This window comes from Pseudomonas sp. 9.3L, from assembly GCF_058536285.1.
Window position 1 is genome coordinate 2,398,967 of sequence record NZ_JBZUBK010000001.1, and the last position, 15,522, is coordinate 2,414,488.

The following is a 15,522-nucleotide window of genomic DNA, read 5'->3' on the forward strand; positions in this document are numbered from 1 at the left end:
CGCAAGGAGCATTGCAATGTCCTCCGTTCACAACAAGGTTGTGCTGATCACAGGCGCCAGCAGTGGTATTGGCGAAGCCGCCGCGCGCCTCATCGCCGCCAAAGGCGCTCATGTGGTGCTCGGCGCGCGCCGCACCGACCGGCTGGAGCGCTTGGTCGCGGAGATTACCGCCCAAGGCGGCTCGGCCTCCTGCAAGGCACTGGACGTTACCCAGCGCGAAGACGTGCAAGGCTTTGCTGACTTCGCCAAGGCCACCTTCGGCCGCATCGACGTGATTATCAACAATGCCGGCGTAATGCCGCTGTCGCCCTTGAACGCCCTGAAGGTAGACGAATGGGACCGCATGCTGGACGTGAACATTCGCGGCGTGCTACACGGCATCGCCGCCGTGCTGCCCACCTTGGAGGCTCAAGGGCATGGGCACGTCATCAACCTCTCGTCCATCGGTGGCTTGTCGGTGTCGCCGACGGCCGCCGTGTACTGCGCCACCAAATACGCCGTGCGGGCCATCTCTGACGGCCTGCGGCAGGAAAGCGACCGTATTCGGGTCACGGTGGTGTGCCCAGGGGTAGTGGAGTCTGAACTGGCCGAGACGATTTCCGATAACACCGCCCGCGACGCCATGAAGGGGTTTCGCAAGGTGGCGATAACCCCGGCCGCCATCGCCCGCGCCATGGTGTATGCCATCGAACAACCCAATGATGTGGATGTCAGCGAAATCGTGGTCCGGCCCACGGCCAGCCCGTATTGAGGCCAACCGCGGTTCGAGCATCAAGCATAGAGACGGTAGCCACGTCGCACTACCTCATAAGCAGGAGGCGTTAAGTCGATTAGCGTGAACGCGTAACGCTCATTCATCGCTTCATAAAACGTCGAGCCAATTCGCCCACTGGCGCCGGTCATCAGTAAGTGTTTTCACCCACCGTTGCCTCTCCTCTCTCCATAACAGTGGGCTGAGGCTAGTTCAGAAAATGAAGCCGCAACGTGTTTCTTCAGCGGGGCGTCCACACGCGTTGACCGAAGGTATCAGTCACCTAAGCGTCATAAAACCGTAACAGTGACAACCCTCTCGGGCCGTGGTCTGTAAACAGACAACGTTTCGTTTAAGGGGGGAAACATGGCGTTCACCGATCAGTACGTCCAAGCGATCATCCAGCTGGAGGTGAAGCTGTGGAGCGCACACGCCCGGCTGCGGGCTGGTACCGATACCGAGGCGCTACACGACTTGCGCATTGCGGTGCGGCGCTTGCGCAGCCTGTTGGTGCCGGTGCGTAAAGTGGCAGCCATGAGTGCCCTGAGTGACGCGGCGCGGCAAGTGGGCCGGTTGACCACGCCCTCGCGCGACCTTGAAGTGATGGCGCAGCAACTGAGCGCGCGCGGCCTGGCCACCGCCGCCAACCACCGTCTGGAACAGTTGCCGCGTCACTATGCGCGTATCGCCGAGTCGCCAGCACTAAGTGCGTTGCTCAAGGCACTGGACCGCTGGCCTGCGGCTTTCCGCGCGAGCCCAATGGGCAGTGACTCAAGCGCCCTGACCAAGGCCGTAGAGAAATCATTCAGTAAGCACCTGAAAAAGTTGCACGCCGGCCTGGATGACCAAGGGTTCGACCGGCATCAACTGCGCATTCTGGTTAAACGCACCCGCTACCTCACTGAGGCGTTCCCCCAGCGTTCACCGCTCTCCCCCAAGGCAGCCAAAGCATTGAAGGCTGTACAAGCCGCACTCGGCGCTTGGCACGACCATCACCAGTGGTGCCTGCAGGCCGATGCGCAACCTGATCTGCGCGACCTGCGCGACGCCTGGGGTCAAGGCGCCAACGCCAAGCTGGCTCAGGCCGAGGTGGCCATCAAAGCGCTTAAAGCGGTATTGAATGTGTCCTGAGTTCTCATGGATTGCTTTCCTGCGGGAGCGGAGTGTGGAAACTGGTCTGTTTCTACCTCCTCGGCCCCGGCCTCAGAGAGTGCGCAGACAAGGTGATCGACGGGCTTGGCAGGTCTTGAATACCGCCGTTTTCATTCACCTCGGCGGCGTAGGTACTCAGCGAAAAGAGGAACCGAGAAATCAAGGTAGCCATGGTCTGTACTGTAGATCATGCCCTTAGAAATGATGTTGGCCCGAGCCGGACCTAGCGATGACTGATCGCGTTCCATCTCCTTAGCAATACCTGCCATTCGACGCATAGCAACGATTAGCGCAGACAAGTCATCTTCAGAGAGGTATTGAACTTCATCGATTAGCAAAATCCATCCTTTCCCAGCAGCTTTGACCCCGTCACCAATTATGGTGAACAGATCTGGAAGATCGTGTTGCAGATCGCCGCTATCAGCGAGCCCAGGCTCTGCACCTTCAACACCAACCTCAACACCACCGATGTCGATTTTGAAGATTGAGGCAAATTACGAAGGGCGCCCATACCCCGATTGGCAAATATGCAGCACAGTATTTCGCTCAATTCAGAGCAGTGTCATTGTGCCATAAAGTTACTAAAGGATCCGGAATTGGTGCCGATACCAGCCTCAAGTGGGGGGTGATCTTGCCGTCAAATTCAGGTAAGGGAATGCAAGGAAAATGCACAAGGCTAGCCGCTCCATATTCAAGCCGTTGAACCTATTTACATCATTTGCACTGTTGTTTGCTCTGTCGGTTAATGCAAACGAAATTTCGGTATTAGGGGCTCCCCTACCAGTTTATACTCAGGATGCGGATAAATCCCACCTACCTCCAGTACTGGTTACTCCACAAGTCGCCGATCCAGGCCTTCCAGTGCAAACTTCAAAAATAAAAATGGCCGTCGGGGACAGAATTTATCTCTTGGGGAAAGGTAGCGCACTGAGTAACGCCAATGTAATTCAGATGCTGGGTATGCAAATTATCTGTAGAGGTGCATTACATACAGAAATTGTGGGAGGTCTGTTCAGTACTAGAAATTATCTTGGTAAGGACGTTGAAACTAACGGCGTGTTGAGTCTCGTCGTGAGATATCTGTTTGTCGCTCCATATGCAGACACATATACCTGTAGTTTACGAACGCAGAATTTCACAGGCCGGGGCGCTGTTAACGGAACGCATTTCTGGACACTTCAGACAGGCTCAACCAACACCTATTTAAGTGTAGACCCCTCAGTTCCTGGTAGCACAAGCTGGGGCACAGAACTTGATACAAAGGATTACCAGAGAGCGGTAAATGCGGGTATAGCCCCTGAGCAATACGATCCTGAAGCTGTACATATTGCGAATACTGGTGCTTTGTTCAACGATGCCGGAGAATATGCGCTTCGGTCTCCGAAATGGACACCCACCGCAGATACGATAAAAGCTATTTCTGATATTGAGGTAACCGTCTGTTACTTTGGCACAGGCTCATGTAAAAGTTACGCTTATGGAGCCAATAACGATGCTGCCAAAGCCGCAGGTTCGATCATAAAGACACGTTTGATCGTAGATGAATACAAGAACGGCGAGACAGATCCCGCAAATAATTGCAACAGGACTATGGGGCCTTATGTACAAGTCACTGTCTCATCAGATACGCATCATCGCAAGATTTTCCATAATCTTGACGTTGATAAGTCACCCACACTGTGTGGATCGGGAAGTTACTTTAAGAGCCGGGTAGACATTCAATGGTTAGGTGGCAATCCAATCCGAATCGAAGACCCGGAATATTCACACGGCGCCTTTATAAATATGCCGTAGGAAACACTATGAATGTCTAACCCTCAATGACGTTATAACCAGCCAGGTGCGCCAACCGTGAAAATCGGTGCACCTTTATCAGTGATTTATACACTGACGTTTCAAAAATTTAAGCTCGCCTCGATCTTAAAAAGACTCGGCGAGCCACCGCTGTGGGTTAAGACTTTACCCTGCCAAATGGGTATCACTCGGCGCAACGCCTACTAATTCGATAGGCGCATCAGGAGCGTGCTCGGCTGTTGAACCGGTGCTCGCAACAATCAGGTTATCTGCGGTGAATGTCTTGGTGTAGCCGCCTTCCAAAGCGATTTCGAACCGCTGACCCTCAGCATTCAGGTCGTAGTCCTTGAGATAGGTGCGGTGTAGGTCTGTGTCGTAGACCAGCTTCAAGGTACCATCGTGGCCGTCTCCAAGGCCGGTATAGCCGAGGGCTGCCACGTCGATCTTGTCCTGGGTCACATCGAAGTCCGTGATCAGGTCAGCGGCACCATGAACGCTATCGCTGCTGTCTAGATAGCGGAAGGTATCTACCCCAGTCCTGCCCGTCAGCGCATCGCCGGCACCGCCGCCGATAAGAATACCGCCGTGACTTCCCGCATAGAGAGTATCGAAGGTCGGCGTTCCGGTCAGCGTCTGGTTAGCTTTGTCAGAGTAGTTATCACCCGCGAAGATAAAACCATCGGCATCCTGGAAAGCGACGTCACCGTGGCGGTTGTCCTGGTCGATATACACTTTGAAGCGGTTGCCTTGGGCATCGGCTTCGAACGACTGCGCCACAAAATGCCCTACGGTTTTGTCATAGGTATAATTCAGCGTGCCATCGTAGCCGTCGCCCAGGCCAGTAAAGCCCAGCGCGGAAACGTCCAACACGTCCCCACGGAACAGGTTGTAATTGCTGATAAGGTCAACGCTGGACAAACCCGAGGCGTCGTTGACGAAACTGTCGCTGAGCTGGTGATAGAGGAAAGTATCGTAGCCGCCATTGCCGAGCAGGTGATCAGCACCTGCGCCGCCATCCAGTACGTTGGAGAATTTCCCTCCAGTCAATGTATCGGCGCCATCCTGGCCATTGAGTACGTACGCTTTGGTGCTGAAGCTGTAGTCCAAGATATCGTTGCCAGCTGTGCCGTCATGGCGCAGTACGAAGTTGGTCGTGCTTAGCTGGCCTTGGAAATCGCCTGCCAGGCGCACCTCGAAGAAATTGCCGCTGGCGTCTTTGTCCAGCGACCGCAGGTAGGTAATGTCCGTGGCAGCATCATAGCTGACGTCCAGATCGCCATTGTGGCCGTTACCGATCCGCTCTAGGCCGAGGGCGGTCAGGTCCAGCACATCGTATGGGCCAAAGAAATTAGTAATTAGGTCGGAGTGAGAACCCTCGGCATTGGCGTAACTGTCGGTGAGCGACGTGAACACAAATCTTACCGGGTATCCATCGACTGCGCCGCCTGTGAGGGCATCGACTCCCGCACCGCCTACCAATATATCGTCGTTGCCGCCCTGGCCATTCAGGGTGTCGTTCCCAGCACCACCAAACAAATGATCCCGTGTATAGGAACCATTGATCACGTCGTCATCCGACGTTCCTTTGTAGGTAGTGAAAGAGCCCTGAGTATGAACGATGACTTGCTCATCACTCAGTACGAGCGGAGCGGTTATAGGACCTGTAGGCATGGTATTATCCTGGTTAGTAAGAGAATTTCACATGCAAATGCAAAATATCGACCTATTATCAGCTTAAAAGTTCCAGTTTAGTAGAAATTTAAAGGCATGTTAATTTGTATAGCAGCTTAATTTTTTATATCTACCATTAGAAAATTTTGTGAGTCCTTAAATTATATTTATAGAGCAATTCTGGTTATTCGTGTGCGACCGAACAAGAATCGACCCACTCATTAAATTTGGCGAAATTAGTACGTTTAATATATTTTTCATGATGAAACGCAGATATTGGCATTTAGGTTTTTCAGGGTATTCATTATTTTGCATTGACCGTCCATAACTGGTCTATCCGCGTGGTGTAACTCTGGTTCATAAAGTCGCGACGCATGCCCCAATCGGGCTCTATGGGCACTGTAGCTGAGCGCAATGTACCCCGTCCCCAACGGGCATTGATACTGTCCATGATGCCCATCAGCTGCTAGCACTTCTCTGGCTGCGTCCGCGCAAACAAGTCCCCTGTGTACTCGCCAGGTTGCCGCAGGTCCAACTGCTTTGCCGCTTCGAATCCGAAAGAGAACGCATTACCCGCCGAAGCTCTGGGTAAAGGAGCGTTGAAAGCGTGTTTTTCTCCGGCGCTTCAAGCTAGGCAAATAGTGAAAGCTAAAAAGCCATAGTATTTTTCACTATCATTGCCTAGAGATTGATAAGGTTTGTTGTGATTTAGACCGGCACCGCCAGGATATCCGGGATGGCCACATTGAGCTTGCGCATCATGGCGCGTTTTTTCTCATGGTGCCCCTGCATGCGCCTGAGCAGGTTATCCAGGGTGGCCACCGCTTTATGCACGTAAGGGCCCTTGTTGAGCATGACGCAGTCCGCACGCACGCCCATGGCGGCGTCGGTGATTTCGGCGCGTGTCGGCGCCCCGGTCTTGGCTTGTGACTCCAGCACTTGGGTGGCCCAAATCACCGGCACGTGAGCGGCCTCGCACAGGCACAGCATCTCTTCCTGTAGTTCAGCGGTACGCTCAAAGCCCGCCTCCACGGCCAGGTCGCCCCTTGCAATCATGACGCCCAGGCGGGGGATCTTCATTCCTGCAAGCAACAATCGGGGAAGCTGCTCGAAGCCCTGGCGGGTTTCGATCTTCAGCACTACGCCCATGTGCTCTGCGTTGAGACGCGCCAAGTGCGCCAGCAGCTGGTTGACGTCGTCAGCGGTGTTCACGAATGACAGTTCTACGATGTCAGCGTGCTGTGCGGCAAAGGCCAGAGCGCTGAGGTCGTCTTCGCCCAGGGCGTCGATGCCGAGGTCGGTGGCGGGCAAATTAATGCCCTTGTCGGCCTTGAGCTTTGCACCGCCGGGTGCGTGATCGATCCTGACGTGCAGCAAGTCGCTGCTGCCCTGCTCTACCACCCCGCCGATCTTGCCGTCGTCGAACCACACAGGGTCACCGGCTTGAGCCGTATCGAACACGTTGGGCGACGTGCAACTGATGCGTGCTGGCGCCGTGACCGCGCCGGCTTCGTCCAGCTGGGCGGGTACGCCCAGCGCGTTGTCGCGGGTGAGCACCAAGGTATCGCCCTCATTGAGCGTGATGGCCTGGGTGACCGGGGGCACGCCAAGCACACGGCCTACCAGCTTGAGGCCCTCGACCGAGGTGCGCTTGAGCTTGAGCCCCGGGGTGAGGTACGTCGTGCGGGGCAACTCAACCCAGCAGCCGTGATCATCGAAGGCGACAACGGTCATGCTGCGCTTGGCGTGGCGGGCATCGCGCAGGGTGAATACATCCCCTACGCCGCTGTGTTCGATCAGCGTGGCAGGTACGTGCAAGGTGGCCCCTGCAGCAGGCCCGCCCTCGCCGCACGGCGACGCGCTCAAGTAAAGCCGTGCGGGCGTGAGCACAGTGCCGGTTTCGTCGCGTACCGGCTTAACTTTAAGCACTGCGGTCCCGGGCGCGATGGGCCCCGTGCGCAGCTTAGGCCCAGGCAGGTCCATTGCCACTTCGCAGCGTTTGCCCAACTGCTGACTGGCTTTGCGGACGTTCGCAATCATCGCCGCCCACTGTTCAGGCCCGTCATGGGCGCAATTGATTCGTTGACAGTTCATACCGGCGGCCACCAGCCGCTCCACCAGCGCGTAGTCCTCGGCGGCCTCGCTGGGCATGGTCACCATGATCCGTGCCGCGCGGCCCTTCGGTGCGTCGCCGAACAACGCCGTGGTATGGGCGTGGAGCGCCACAGGCTCGGCGAGCGTGGCAGGCCGGGCCAGCGCGCTTTGGAAGGCCGGTTGCTGGCCGGCCAACTGTTCCAGTACGCCAATTAGGCGGGATACCTCTCCGAGGGCGTCATGCTCGCAGCGCCCCAGCGACGCCAGGCCCAGGTCCGACAGCCGCCCTTGCAGCAAGCGGATGTCATGGCGACGCAGGGCCAGGTAAGCCAACAGGTTGGCTGCGCTGACCTGGTAGCTGGAGTCGATACGGGACAGGTCGATGGCCGCGGCCTTGAGCATGTCCTGGCGCAGGAAGGTCAACGACCTCAGTGCTGCGCTGATTTCACTGGCGGGCCCTTCATTGCCCGGAATGAAAGAAAGGGTCATTGCACGCACTCGCTAAAGAGATAACCCGCTCACGTTAGGGGCATGGCATGACCGTTTTCTTACTGACTGACGTCACCGGTCGGGCGGGGGCTAAATCGCAACGCTGCAACATAAAGTTCATATTGCTCACCCGCTCCGCCTCTGTGCAGACCCGATACACTGACCCCTTTTGGTAGAGGAGGCTGTCAATGCGTCGGGTCGTGTTCAACCAGAAAGGCGGTGTGGGCAAATCCAGCATCGTGTGCAACCTTGCCGCCGCCAGCGCGCTCGAGGGCTACCGCACCCTGGTGGTCGACCTGGACGCTCAAGCCAACTCCACCCACTACCTTACCGGGTTGCTTGGGGACGACATCCCGCCCGGTATCGCGGACTTTTTCAAACAGATGCTGTCCTCCACCAGCGGTAGCAAGAAGAACCGGGTGAAGATCCTGGAAACCGCCCATGACAATCTGCACCTGATTACCGCCAGCAGTGAACTGGCCGACCTTCAGCCCAAGCTAGAAGCCAAGTTCAAGATCAATAAGCTGCGCCGCCTGCTCGATGAGGTGGCCCAGGACTACGACCGCGTGTATCTGGATACTCCACCAGCGCTGAATTTCTACACTTTCAGCGCCCTGATCGCAGCAGACACGGTATTGATCCCGTTCGACTGCGATGCGTTTTCCCGCCAGGCGTTGTACCAAGTGCTGGAGCATGTGAAAGATATTCAGGAGGACCACAACGAATCCCTGACAGTGGAAGGCGTGGTCGTCAACCAATACTCAAGCACCACCGCCCTCCACCGCAGCATGCTGGCCGAGCTGATCGCCGAGGGCTTGCCGGTGTTGCCGGCGTACTTGAGCAGCTCGGTGAAGATGCGCGAATCGCACCAGCGCTGCCTGCCCTTGGTCCACTTGGACCGTCGCCATAAGCTCACTGAACAATATGTAGAGCTGTTGCATGTCCTCGAACACCCGGATGGGTTCGGCACCCGCACCACGACGCGCTAAGTATCGCTAGATGGCACGCTCTGCATTGCCCTCAGAACCGGACTGTTCTGACCCAGCCATATCACAGACGGATCCAATATCATATTGCCATCTGTCGGCTGTGTACATTGCGATCTAAAGTGTACAAATAATTGGCCGATCAACGAATTACCTACCTTGGCATCGTCACAGGCGCGTACACATGTTCTTCAATAATCAACTCAAAAATGAACTGGCCTCTCTCCGTGAGCAATTGGCATCGTTCGAGCAGGTGCGGCATGGCCTGGACGAAGACATGATCGTGATGCTTCTGGATGCCGAGGGCCGGATCGAGCACGTGAATGCCAACTTCGAGCGGGAAATGCAGCACCGTGACGCCGAGCTCAAAGGCAAGCCGCTGTCTGAGTTGGTGCCGGAGGCCGTACGCCACGACGATTTTCACCGCCGTATCTGGACCGCGCTGCGCAACGGTGAAAACTTCAGCGGCACCCTGCGTATTGTGCGCAAGGACAACCGCGAGGCCTGGCTGCGCATTTTGCTGCACCCCATTCGCGGCGCCAACAACAGCCTCACGTCTTATGTGATCTACGCCAGTGACCTGACCCGCACCATCGAGACGTCCCGCGAGCAAGAAGGCATGATCAAGGCCCTGATGCGCTCGACGGCCGTGATTGAGTTCGACCTCAAAGGGCACGTGGTCAAGGCCAACGACCGTTTCTTACAAGCCATGGGCGTTCGTCTGGAGCAGATCAAGGGCAAGCACCACCGCCAGTTCTGTACCCAGGAAGACGGCAAGTCACCCGAATATGAAGCCTTCTGGGAACGCCTGCGCCAGGGTGAATTCATCGCAGGCCGCTTCAAGCGCCTTGACGCCGCCGGCCGCACCGTCTGGCTGGAAGCCTCGTACAACCCTGTGTTTGATGCCAGCGACCGGCTGGTAAAGATCGTGAAATTCGCCACGGTGATCACCGAGCAGGTCAATCAGGAAAACGCGGTGGCCGACGCCGCAACCATGGCGTACACCACCTCTGTCCAAACCGACACCACCGCCCAGCGTGGCGCCGATGTGGTGCAGGAAACCGTGACGGTGATGCGCAACCTGGCGCACCACATGCAGGAGGCTGCCGAAGGCATCGAGGCGTTGGATCAGCAAAGCCAGGTAATCAGCACCATCATCAAAACCATCAGTGGCATCGCTGAACAAACCAACCTGCTGGCGCTCAATGCCGCCATCGAGGCGGCGCGTGCCGGTGAGCAGGGTCGTGGTTTTGCGGTGGTAGCTGACGAAGTGCGCCAGCTGGCGTCCAGGACCACTCAGGCCACAGCCGAAATCGCAGGCGTTGTGCAACAGAATCAGCGCCTGGCCTCCGATGCGGTCACCGTGATTGGCACAGGGCGCGCTCAGGCCGAAGACGGCCTCAACCTGGCGAACCAGGCAGGGTCGGTGATTCTGGAGATTCAGGATGGGGCGAAGAAGGTAGTGAGCGCGGTAGAACAGTTCGCTAACCGTTTGGTGCGCTGAACCCGGTGTGGCTCCCTGGGCTGCAAGGTGTGAATCCATCCAGCGCGAAGAACGGCACATAGGCAATGCTTTGTTGAGCCACGTCTGCGATCAGCGCCTAATCCGCGCATGATCAGCACGCCTTGGGCTTGGGGTGCAGTACTTGGCGGATTACGGTTGGTAACGTGCCGTGCATAGGAGTGCGCGGTGTCTAAGTGGCTAACGCCCGCCGCCACCGCTTCAGGCAACACTTCCAGTGCCACCTGCGGGGGTATGCGACGAGCTAACTTTGACAGTCTGCAGCTGCAGACTGGGCCGCGTCCATTAATAATAGTACCGTGGCTACCAGCAATCGGCTTCAAGCGGAGACCATGAAATATTATTCCCCTATTTTTAGCCAAACCCTCATATTATTTCTTTGCATTTTGGTATTGTTTTACATAGTGATCAAATGCAGAATCCTGGCCTCGATTTACTCTCCCATTGTTTTTTAACTCAGAAAATATCAACTCAATCTTATCAGACTCGTTCAGTGCATCATTCTTTGCAATCTGGTTATATTTCGGGTTGACTACCAAATCTTCATGGCCAATAGCAATAGCCACTTGAGAACGTTTTAGTACCGACTTAGACTCCCAACGCAATGCACTTTCGGCGTATTCTTCTCCCGTTTTTGCAGCCTTTTGAAAACGCTGTAAAGGTCCTAAATTACCACCATCGTGTTGACTGGCGTTCGCCAATTCGTATGCAAAGCTCAGTGCTGCCTGCTCGGGAGAAAGGCCAGCATTGATTCTAATCGTTTTGGCCATGAATCGAGTATTAGCTTTAGATTGACTCTCTGTATCACCAGCATAACGAAAGCCCATCTTATTAACCTGCTTTTCCAATGCTTTGGCTTCGGAACATCGGCTAAAAATCTCATACATCTTCTCTTCATCAAAACCAATGTTAGCGGAACGCGTAGGTCCCCGGAATACGCCAGACGTGATGTTTTCGTCTTGTTTTGAAATTCCGTCTTGTAGAGCCATTTTGGCAAAGTCGGCGCTTAATGACGTCTTGCTGCCACTCCTCCCTTCAGGATATTTGAGGGGTCTTGAGGGGGGCGGAGTCAGGGAAGCTGGTGCTGGAATTGCCTTTTTGCCGTCTTCTGCTTCAGAAGCAGAATCACTTAATAAACAATCGGGTGGGATGGAAAAACGGCCAATAGGTGAAGTCATATAGCGAGCTCCTGGACTGAATGCTTCAGACTGAGTGAAATTTTTCAGTGTTCAGTTCCATAGCCCTCACTACGCTTCGAGTTCCATGGCAAACATTAATACATCCCTGATGGCAGGCGTTCAGCGGGCCGTTTTTGTATCACCCCGGCCGCCGCCACCTGCCCTCCCCGCTCAAGGCCTTCGTAAACTTCGTCAAGGCCATGAATGAAGCCCTGTAAAGGGCCTCAATACTTCCAGGTGACAGACGCCATAAGGTTGCGCGGCGCCCCATAGTTGGTGGCCGTGCCGCTGTACAACGACAGCAAGTATTTGCGGTCGGTGACGTTGTTGAGGTTCAACGACGTGCTCCAGTGTTCATCGAATTCGTAGCTGGTGAGCAGGTCGACCACCGCGTAGGCGTTCTGGCGAATGTCGCTGTTGGTTTCATTCTCCACCGCGCTTTGCCAGCTCACCCGCCCACCTACCCGTACTTGCGGCGCGCTGGGCAAGCGGTAGGTGGCCAGGCCTCTGAACGAATGACTGGGCACATACTTACGTGCACGGTCGCCGTCGTCATCGTCGATATGCACGTAGGTATAGCCTGCCAGCAGTTCCAGGCCAGGCAACGCCTCCCCGGAGGCTTCCAACTCGATGCCGTGGCTTTTGTAGTCCACAGACTCATACAGGTACTGGCTACCCACTAGGTTAGAGGCACCGGCCACGTTGCTTTGCTGGGTTTTGAATACCGCCGCAGACACGTCCAGGCGCTTGTCCATCAGGTTGCCTTTCACCCCTGCCTCAAGGCTTTTGCCTTCCAACGGGTCCAGCAGCCGGCCGTCCAGGCCAAGGGTGTTGTATTGCGGGTTGAAGATTTTGGTCCAGCTGGTGTAGAGGCTCCACTGGTTGTTGAGGTCATACACAAGGCCCGTGTAGGGCGTGACCTTGCCGTGTTCGCGCACCGAATGGTCGGCGCCATAGCTGGTGCCTGAGCCATCGGCGCTGAGTATGCGGGCCCCGGCGATCCAGTGCAGGTCATCGGCCAGGCTGAAGCGCGCTCCGGCGAACAGGCTCTTTTGGCGATCTTCGAAGTTCTGGGTATTGCCATCGGCGGTGTACGTGAACGAAGGCCGTGCCGCCGTGCCGGCCAGCAGCCCGGAGAACGAGGTGGTGTAGTAGCCGAAGTCATCCACGGTGGCCCGGTCGGGGTCGTATTCACGGGCCTTCTGGTGGGTGCGGCCGTAGTTGGCGCCGAGGGTGAGCTGGTGCTCGCGGCCCAACAGCGTGAACGGCCCGGACACCTTTGCTTCGCCGACGAGCTGATGTGCCTTGCTGCTGGTGTCAGCGGCATACACATAGGCATCGTCATCCGCCACACCGGCCACGTAAAACATGTTGGTGTCTTGGTATTCGGTGATGCCGGTGGCCGTCAGGGTGCTGTTCCAGCCGTTGCCGAAGTCATGGGTAAGCTCGGCGAAGGCCCGCTGGGTGTGCATGTTCCAGTAGGTCCAGTCCTGGCCCACGCTGGAGCTGCGGCTGCTGTAGTGAATCCGCTGGTTGTCGCTGTCAACCAACGGCAGGTTGCCCCAGGTGCTGCCGTTGGAGTCACTGTTGTGCTGGGAGAAGCCCACGGTGAGGGTGTCAGCGTCAGACAGGTCGAACGCCAACAGGCCTGCGGCCACGTTGCGCTCATGGCTGTAGCGGTCCAACCAGGAATTGCTTTTCTCGTGGGCGTAGATAAATCGGCCACGCACGTTGGCGGACGGGGTAAGCGGGCCTGACACGTCTACGTCCACCCGGCGGCTGTCCCAAGAGCCCACGCTGGTCCCGATCTGTGCCTGGAAGGTATCGGTGGGACGCTTGCGCACGAAGTTGACCGTGGCCGAGGGGTTGCCCGTACCGCTCATCAACCCGTTGGCACCGTGCAGCACGTCCAGTTGCTCGTACTCGGCCATGTCCTGGTTGCCGATTAACAAGGTTTGAGCAAAGGGCATGCCTACACCGTCGTACTCGAAACTGGTGATATCAAACCCACGGGAGGTGAATTCGGTGCGATCGGTCTCGGTCTGCTCTACCGTCACCGAGGGTGCTGAACGCAGTGCATCCTTGATACCAGTGATCCTGAAGTCGTCCATCTGCTCACGGGTAATCACCGTGATCGCTTGTGGTGTTTGCTTGTTGGTGATGCCCAGTTTGGTGGTACTGGCTGAGGCACTGCCCTGGTAACCCTGAGTCTGGGTGTCATCTGACGTCGCGGTGTCTTGAATCTGGGTAGCGGGCAAGGTAACGACGTCGGCCGCTTGTGCCAGAGGCAAGGTGCTGTACGCACTGGCGAGCAGGAGGGTTACAGGCAGACTGGGTTTCAAGTTCGCGGTTCCTGAAGGGATACGGGAATGCGATTCTGAACGAAACTGCGAATGAGAACCAGATGCACTAGCAACATTTTGTGGACATTTTTTTCACACACCATCACGTTCTCGGCAGCCCCCTTCTACACTTTCCGACAGGCGTAGCTATCTCGGTTCAAATGCACGCCACAGAAGGGCTGCAGCCGACCAGTAGCGTTTTATTTGGCGTCAAAATAACGTACCATTCGCTCAATGATGGCACCAAGATATCACCTACGTTGTCACAGGATTATTCGCTCATCTTGATCGGTGCCGTATGCCCGCTTCTTCCCTCAACCGCCCCTGCTCCGAAGACCTTCGCACCCTTGAATCCATCGAGGATGCGATCACGTCGGGTGTTCGCACGCTGCGCTTCGAAACAAAACTTGAGCGGGGCTATCAGCGGGATACCTTGGCTCCACGGCGACGGTTCCTTACCTCGGTGGGCTTAGGCGGCAGCTTGATCTACCTGATGTTCCTGATCGACGACTGGCTCTTGATGAACGACGTATTCGAATACGTTGCCATCGGGCGAATCTTCCTGATCACGCCCTTGATCGGCGCCATGCTGCTGCTTACCCAACACCTCACTTCACGCAAGACGCTGGAAGTGATGGCAGCGGTGGGCGCGGTGGTCTGCTCACTGATGCCCCTGCTCGTGATGCTCCACAGTCAAAGCCCGTACCGGCTGTACTACCAGCTGGGGATGCTGCTGTTGATGGTCTACTGCGCCATGATTCAGCAGTTGCCTACCCGGGTCGCGGCGGTGGCCTTGACCACGATGCTTGCCATCCAGTTGGTGACCACCCACCTCGCCAACTTCATGGACTTTGTGACCTGGCAGGCGAATTCGCTGCTGTACCTTTCCACTGTGTTACTGCTGCTGATGGCGTCGTACTTTTTAGAGCGCAGCGCCCGCTTGAGCTACCTCTTCGCCCTGCGCGGCCGCTTGCTCCAAGCGCAATTGACCGAGGCGGCCCGTACCGACCCCCTCACCCGGCTGTTCAACCGCCGTTATCAGGGAGAAGTGACGGCGCGGGTATGGGCCAGTGCGCAGACCACGCCTACCAACGTGGCGGTTATCCTGTTGGACATCGACCACTTCAAGGCCTACAACGACAATTATGGCCACCTGGCAGGCGATACCTGTCTCACGCAGCTCAGTGCCGCGATTCAAGACGTGGCCCAACGCGCTGGGGCGCTGGCGTTCAGGTTTGGTGGCGAAGAGATCCTGGTATTGAAGGTAGGCGCTGACGCAGCACAAGCCAGGGCACTGGGTGAATGCCTGCGCGCGGCGGTGACCGCGCTCAACATGCCCCACCCTGTGTTGGGCGATGGCGCCAGGGTTACCATCAGCCTGGGCATGGCCAGCGCCCTGGCACCGCATATCAACCCTGATGCATTGGTGGGCGCGGCGGATACAGCGCTCTACGACGCCAAACGCGCCGGCCGCGACTGCCTGCGCAGCGCCCGACCCGAAGCGGTGCACGGCTGATTGGCGTGTTAGAGGGCCACAACTGAC

At 56.6% G+C, this 15,522-nt stretch carries 10 protein-coding genes and 4 pseudogenes; 8 read left to right on the top strand and 6 right to left on the bottom strand.

The features are described from left to right. Window positions 1–16 precede the first annotated feature (16 nt). Together AC4LE2_RS11050 and AC4LE2_RS11055 are read left to right on the top strand one after the other, a co-directional pair. Window positions 17–751: an SDR family oxidoreductase gene (locus AC4LE2_RS11050; RefSeq protein ID WP_491825810.1), complete on the top strand. Its 735-nt coding sequence runs from the start codon at window positions 17–19 to the stop codon at window positions 749–751. Between the two features lie 366 nt (window positions 752–1,117). After that, a complete protein-coding gene (locus tag AC4LE2_RS11055) occupies window positions 1,118–1,882 on the top strand; it encodes a CHAD domain-containing protein (RefSeq protein ID WP_491825811.1) in 765 nt (254 codons plus the stop codon). Between the two features lie 131 nt (window positions 1,883–2,013). On the opposite strand, the gene AC4LE2_RS11060 is transcribed toward AC4LE2_RS11055, so the two are convergent. Beyond that, the gene (locus AC4LE2_RS11060) at window positions 2,014–2,181 is read right to left on the bottom strand and encodes a DUF8462 domain-containing protein (RefSeq protein WP_491828112.1); all 168 of its coding nucleotides are present in this window, start codon (window positions 2,179–2,181) and stop codon (window positions 2,014–2,016) included. Between the two features lie 388 nt (window positions 2,182–2,569). Here AC4LE2_RS11060 and AC4LE2_RS11065 point away from each other — a divergent pair, with 388 nt between their 5' ends. Beyond that, window positions 2,570–3,697, top strand: coding sequence for a hypothetical protein (locus AC4LE2_RS11065; protein WP_491825812.1), 1,128 nt, complete (start codon window positions 2,570–2,572; stop codon window positions 3,695–3,697). Between the two features lie 165 nt (window positions 3,698–3,862). On the opposite strand, the gene AC4LE2_RS11070 is transcribed toward AC4LE2_RS11065, so the two are convergent. The 3 genes and pseudogenes from AC4LE2_RS11070 to AC4LE2_RS11080 form a co-directional block, all read right to left on the bottom strand. Further along, on the bottom strand, window positions 3,863–5,368 hold the full coding sequence (locus AC4LE2_RS11070) for a M10 family metallopeptidase C-terminal domain-containing protein (protein ID WP_491825813.1): 1,506 nt from the start codon (window positions 5,366–5,368) through the stop codon (window positions 3,863–3,865). Window positions 5,369–5,672: 304 nt separating this feature from the next. Further along, window positions 5,673–5,933: pseudogene (locus AC4LE2_RS11075) on the bottom strand (DUF4113 domain-containing protein); the annotation flags it as partial. 143 nt (window positions 5,934–6,076) lie between these two features. After that, entirely contained in the window at window positions 6,077–7,951 is a 1,875-nt protein-coding gene (locus AC4LE2_RS11080) for a pyruvate kinase (RefSeq protein ID WP_491825814.1), read from the bottom strand. Between the two features lie 188 nt (window positions 7,952–8,139). Here AC4LE2_RS11080 and AC4LE2_RS11085 point away from each other — a divergent pair, with 188 nt between their 5' ends. From AC4LE2_RS11085 to AC4LE2_RS11095, 3 genes and pseudogenes are all read left to right on the top strand, one after another. Then, complete coding sequence (locus AC4LE2_RS11085) at window positions 8,140–8,940, top strand: ParA family protein (protein ID WP_491825815.1); 801 nt, start codon at window positions 8,140–8,142, stop codon at window positions 8,938–8,940. A 283-nt stretch (window positions 8,941–9,223) separates the two neighbouring features. Continuing rightward, window positions 9,224–9,901, top strand: a pseudogene (locus AC4LE2_RS11090) (PAS domain-containing protein); the annotation flags it as partial. 108 nt (window positions 9,902–10,009) lie between these two features. Beyond that, window positions 10,010–10,441: pseudogene (locus tag AC4LE2_RS11095) on the top strand (methyl-accepting chemotaxis protein); the annotation flags it as partial. Between the two features lie 389 nt (window positions 10,442–10,830). On the opposite strand, the gene AC4LE2_RS11100 reads toward AC4LE2_RS11095, so the two are convergent. After that, window positions 10,831–11,637: a hypothetical protein gene (locus AC4LE2_RS11100; RefSeq protein WP_491825816.1), complete on the bottom strand. Its 807-nt coding sequence runs from the start codon at window positions 11,635–11,637 to the stop codon at window positions 10,831–10,833. 110 nt (window positions 11,638–11,747) lie between these two features. Here AC4LE2_RS11100 and AC4LE2_RS11105 point away from each other — a divergent pair. Next, window positions 11,748–11,855: pseudogene (locus tag AC4LE2_RS11105) on the top strand (LysR family transcriptional regulator); the annotation flags it as partial. A gap of 6 nt (window positions 11,856–11,861) precedes the next feature. Here the strand turns inward: AC4LE2_RS11105 and AC4LE2_RS11110 are convergent. Continuing rightward, window positions 11,862–13,979: a TonB-dependent siderophore receptor gene (locus AC4LE2_RS11110; RefSeq protein ID WP_491825817.1), complete on the bottom strand. Its 2,118-nt coding sequence runs from the start codon at window positions 13,977–13,979 to the stop codon at window positions 11,862–11,864. A gap of 298 nt (window positions 13,980–14,277) precedes the next feature. Between AC4LE2_RS11110 and AC4LE2_RS11115 the strand changes: the two genes are divergently transcribed. Continuing rightward, complete coding sequence (locus tag AC4LE2_RS11115; protein WP_491825818.1) at window positions 14,278–15,495, top strand: GGDEF domain-containing protein; 1,218 nt, start codon at window positions 14,278–14,280, stop codon at window positions 15,493–15,495. The last annotated feature ends 27 nt before the right edge of the window (window positions 15,496–15,522 follow it).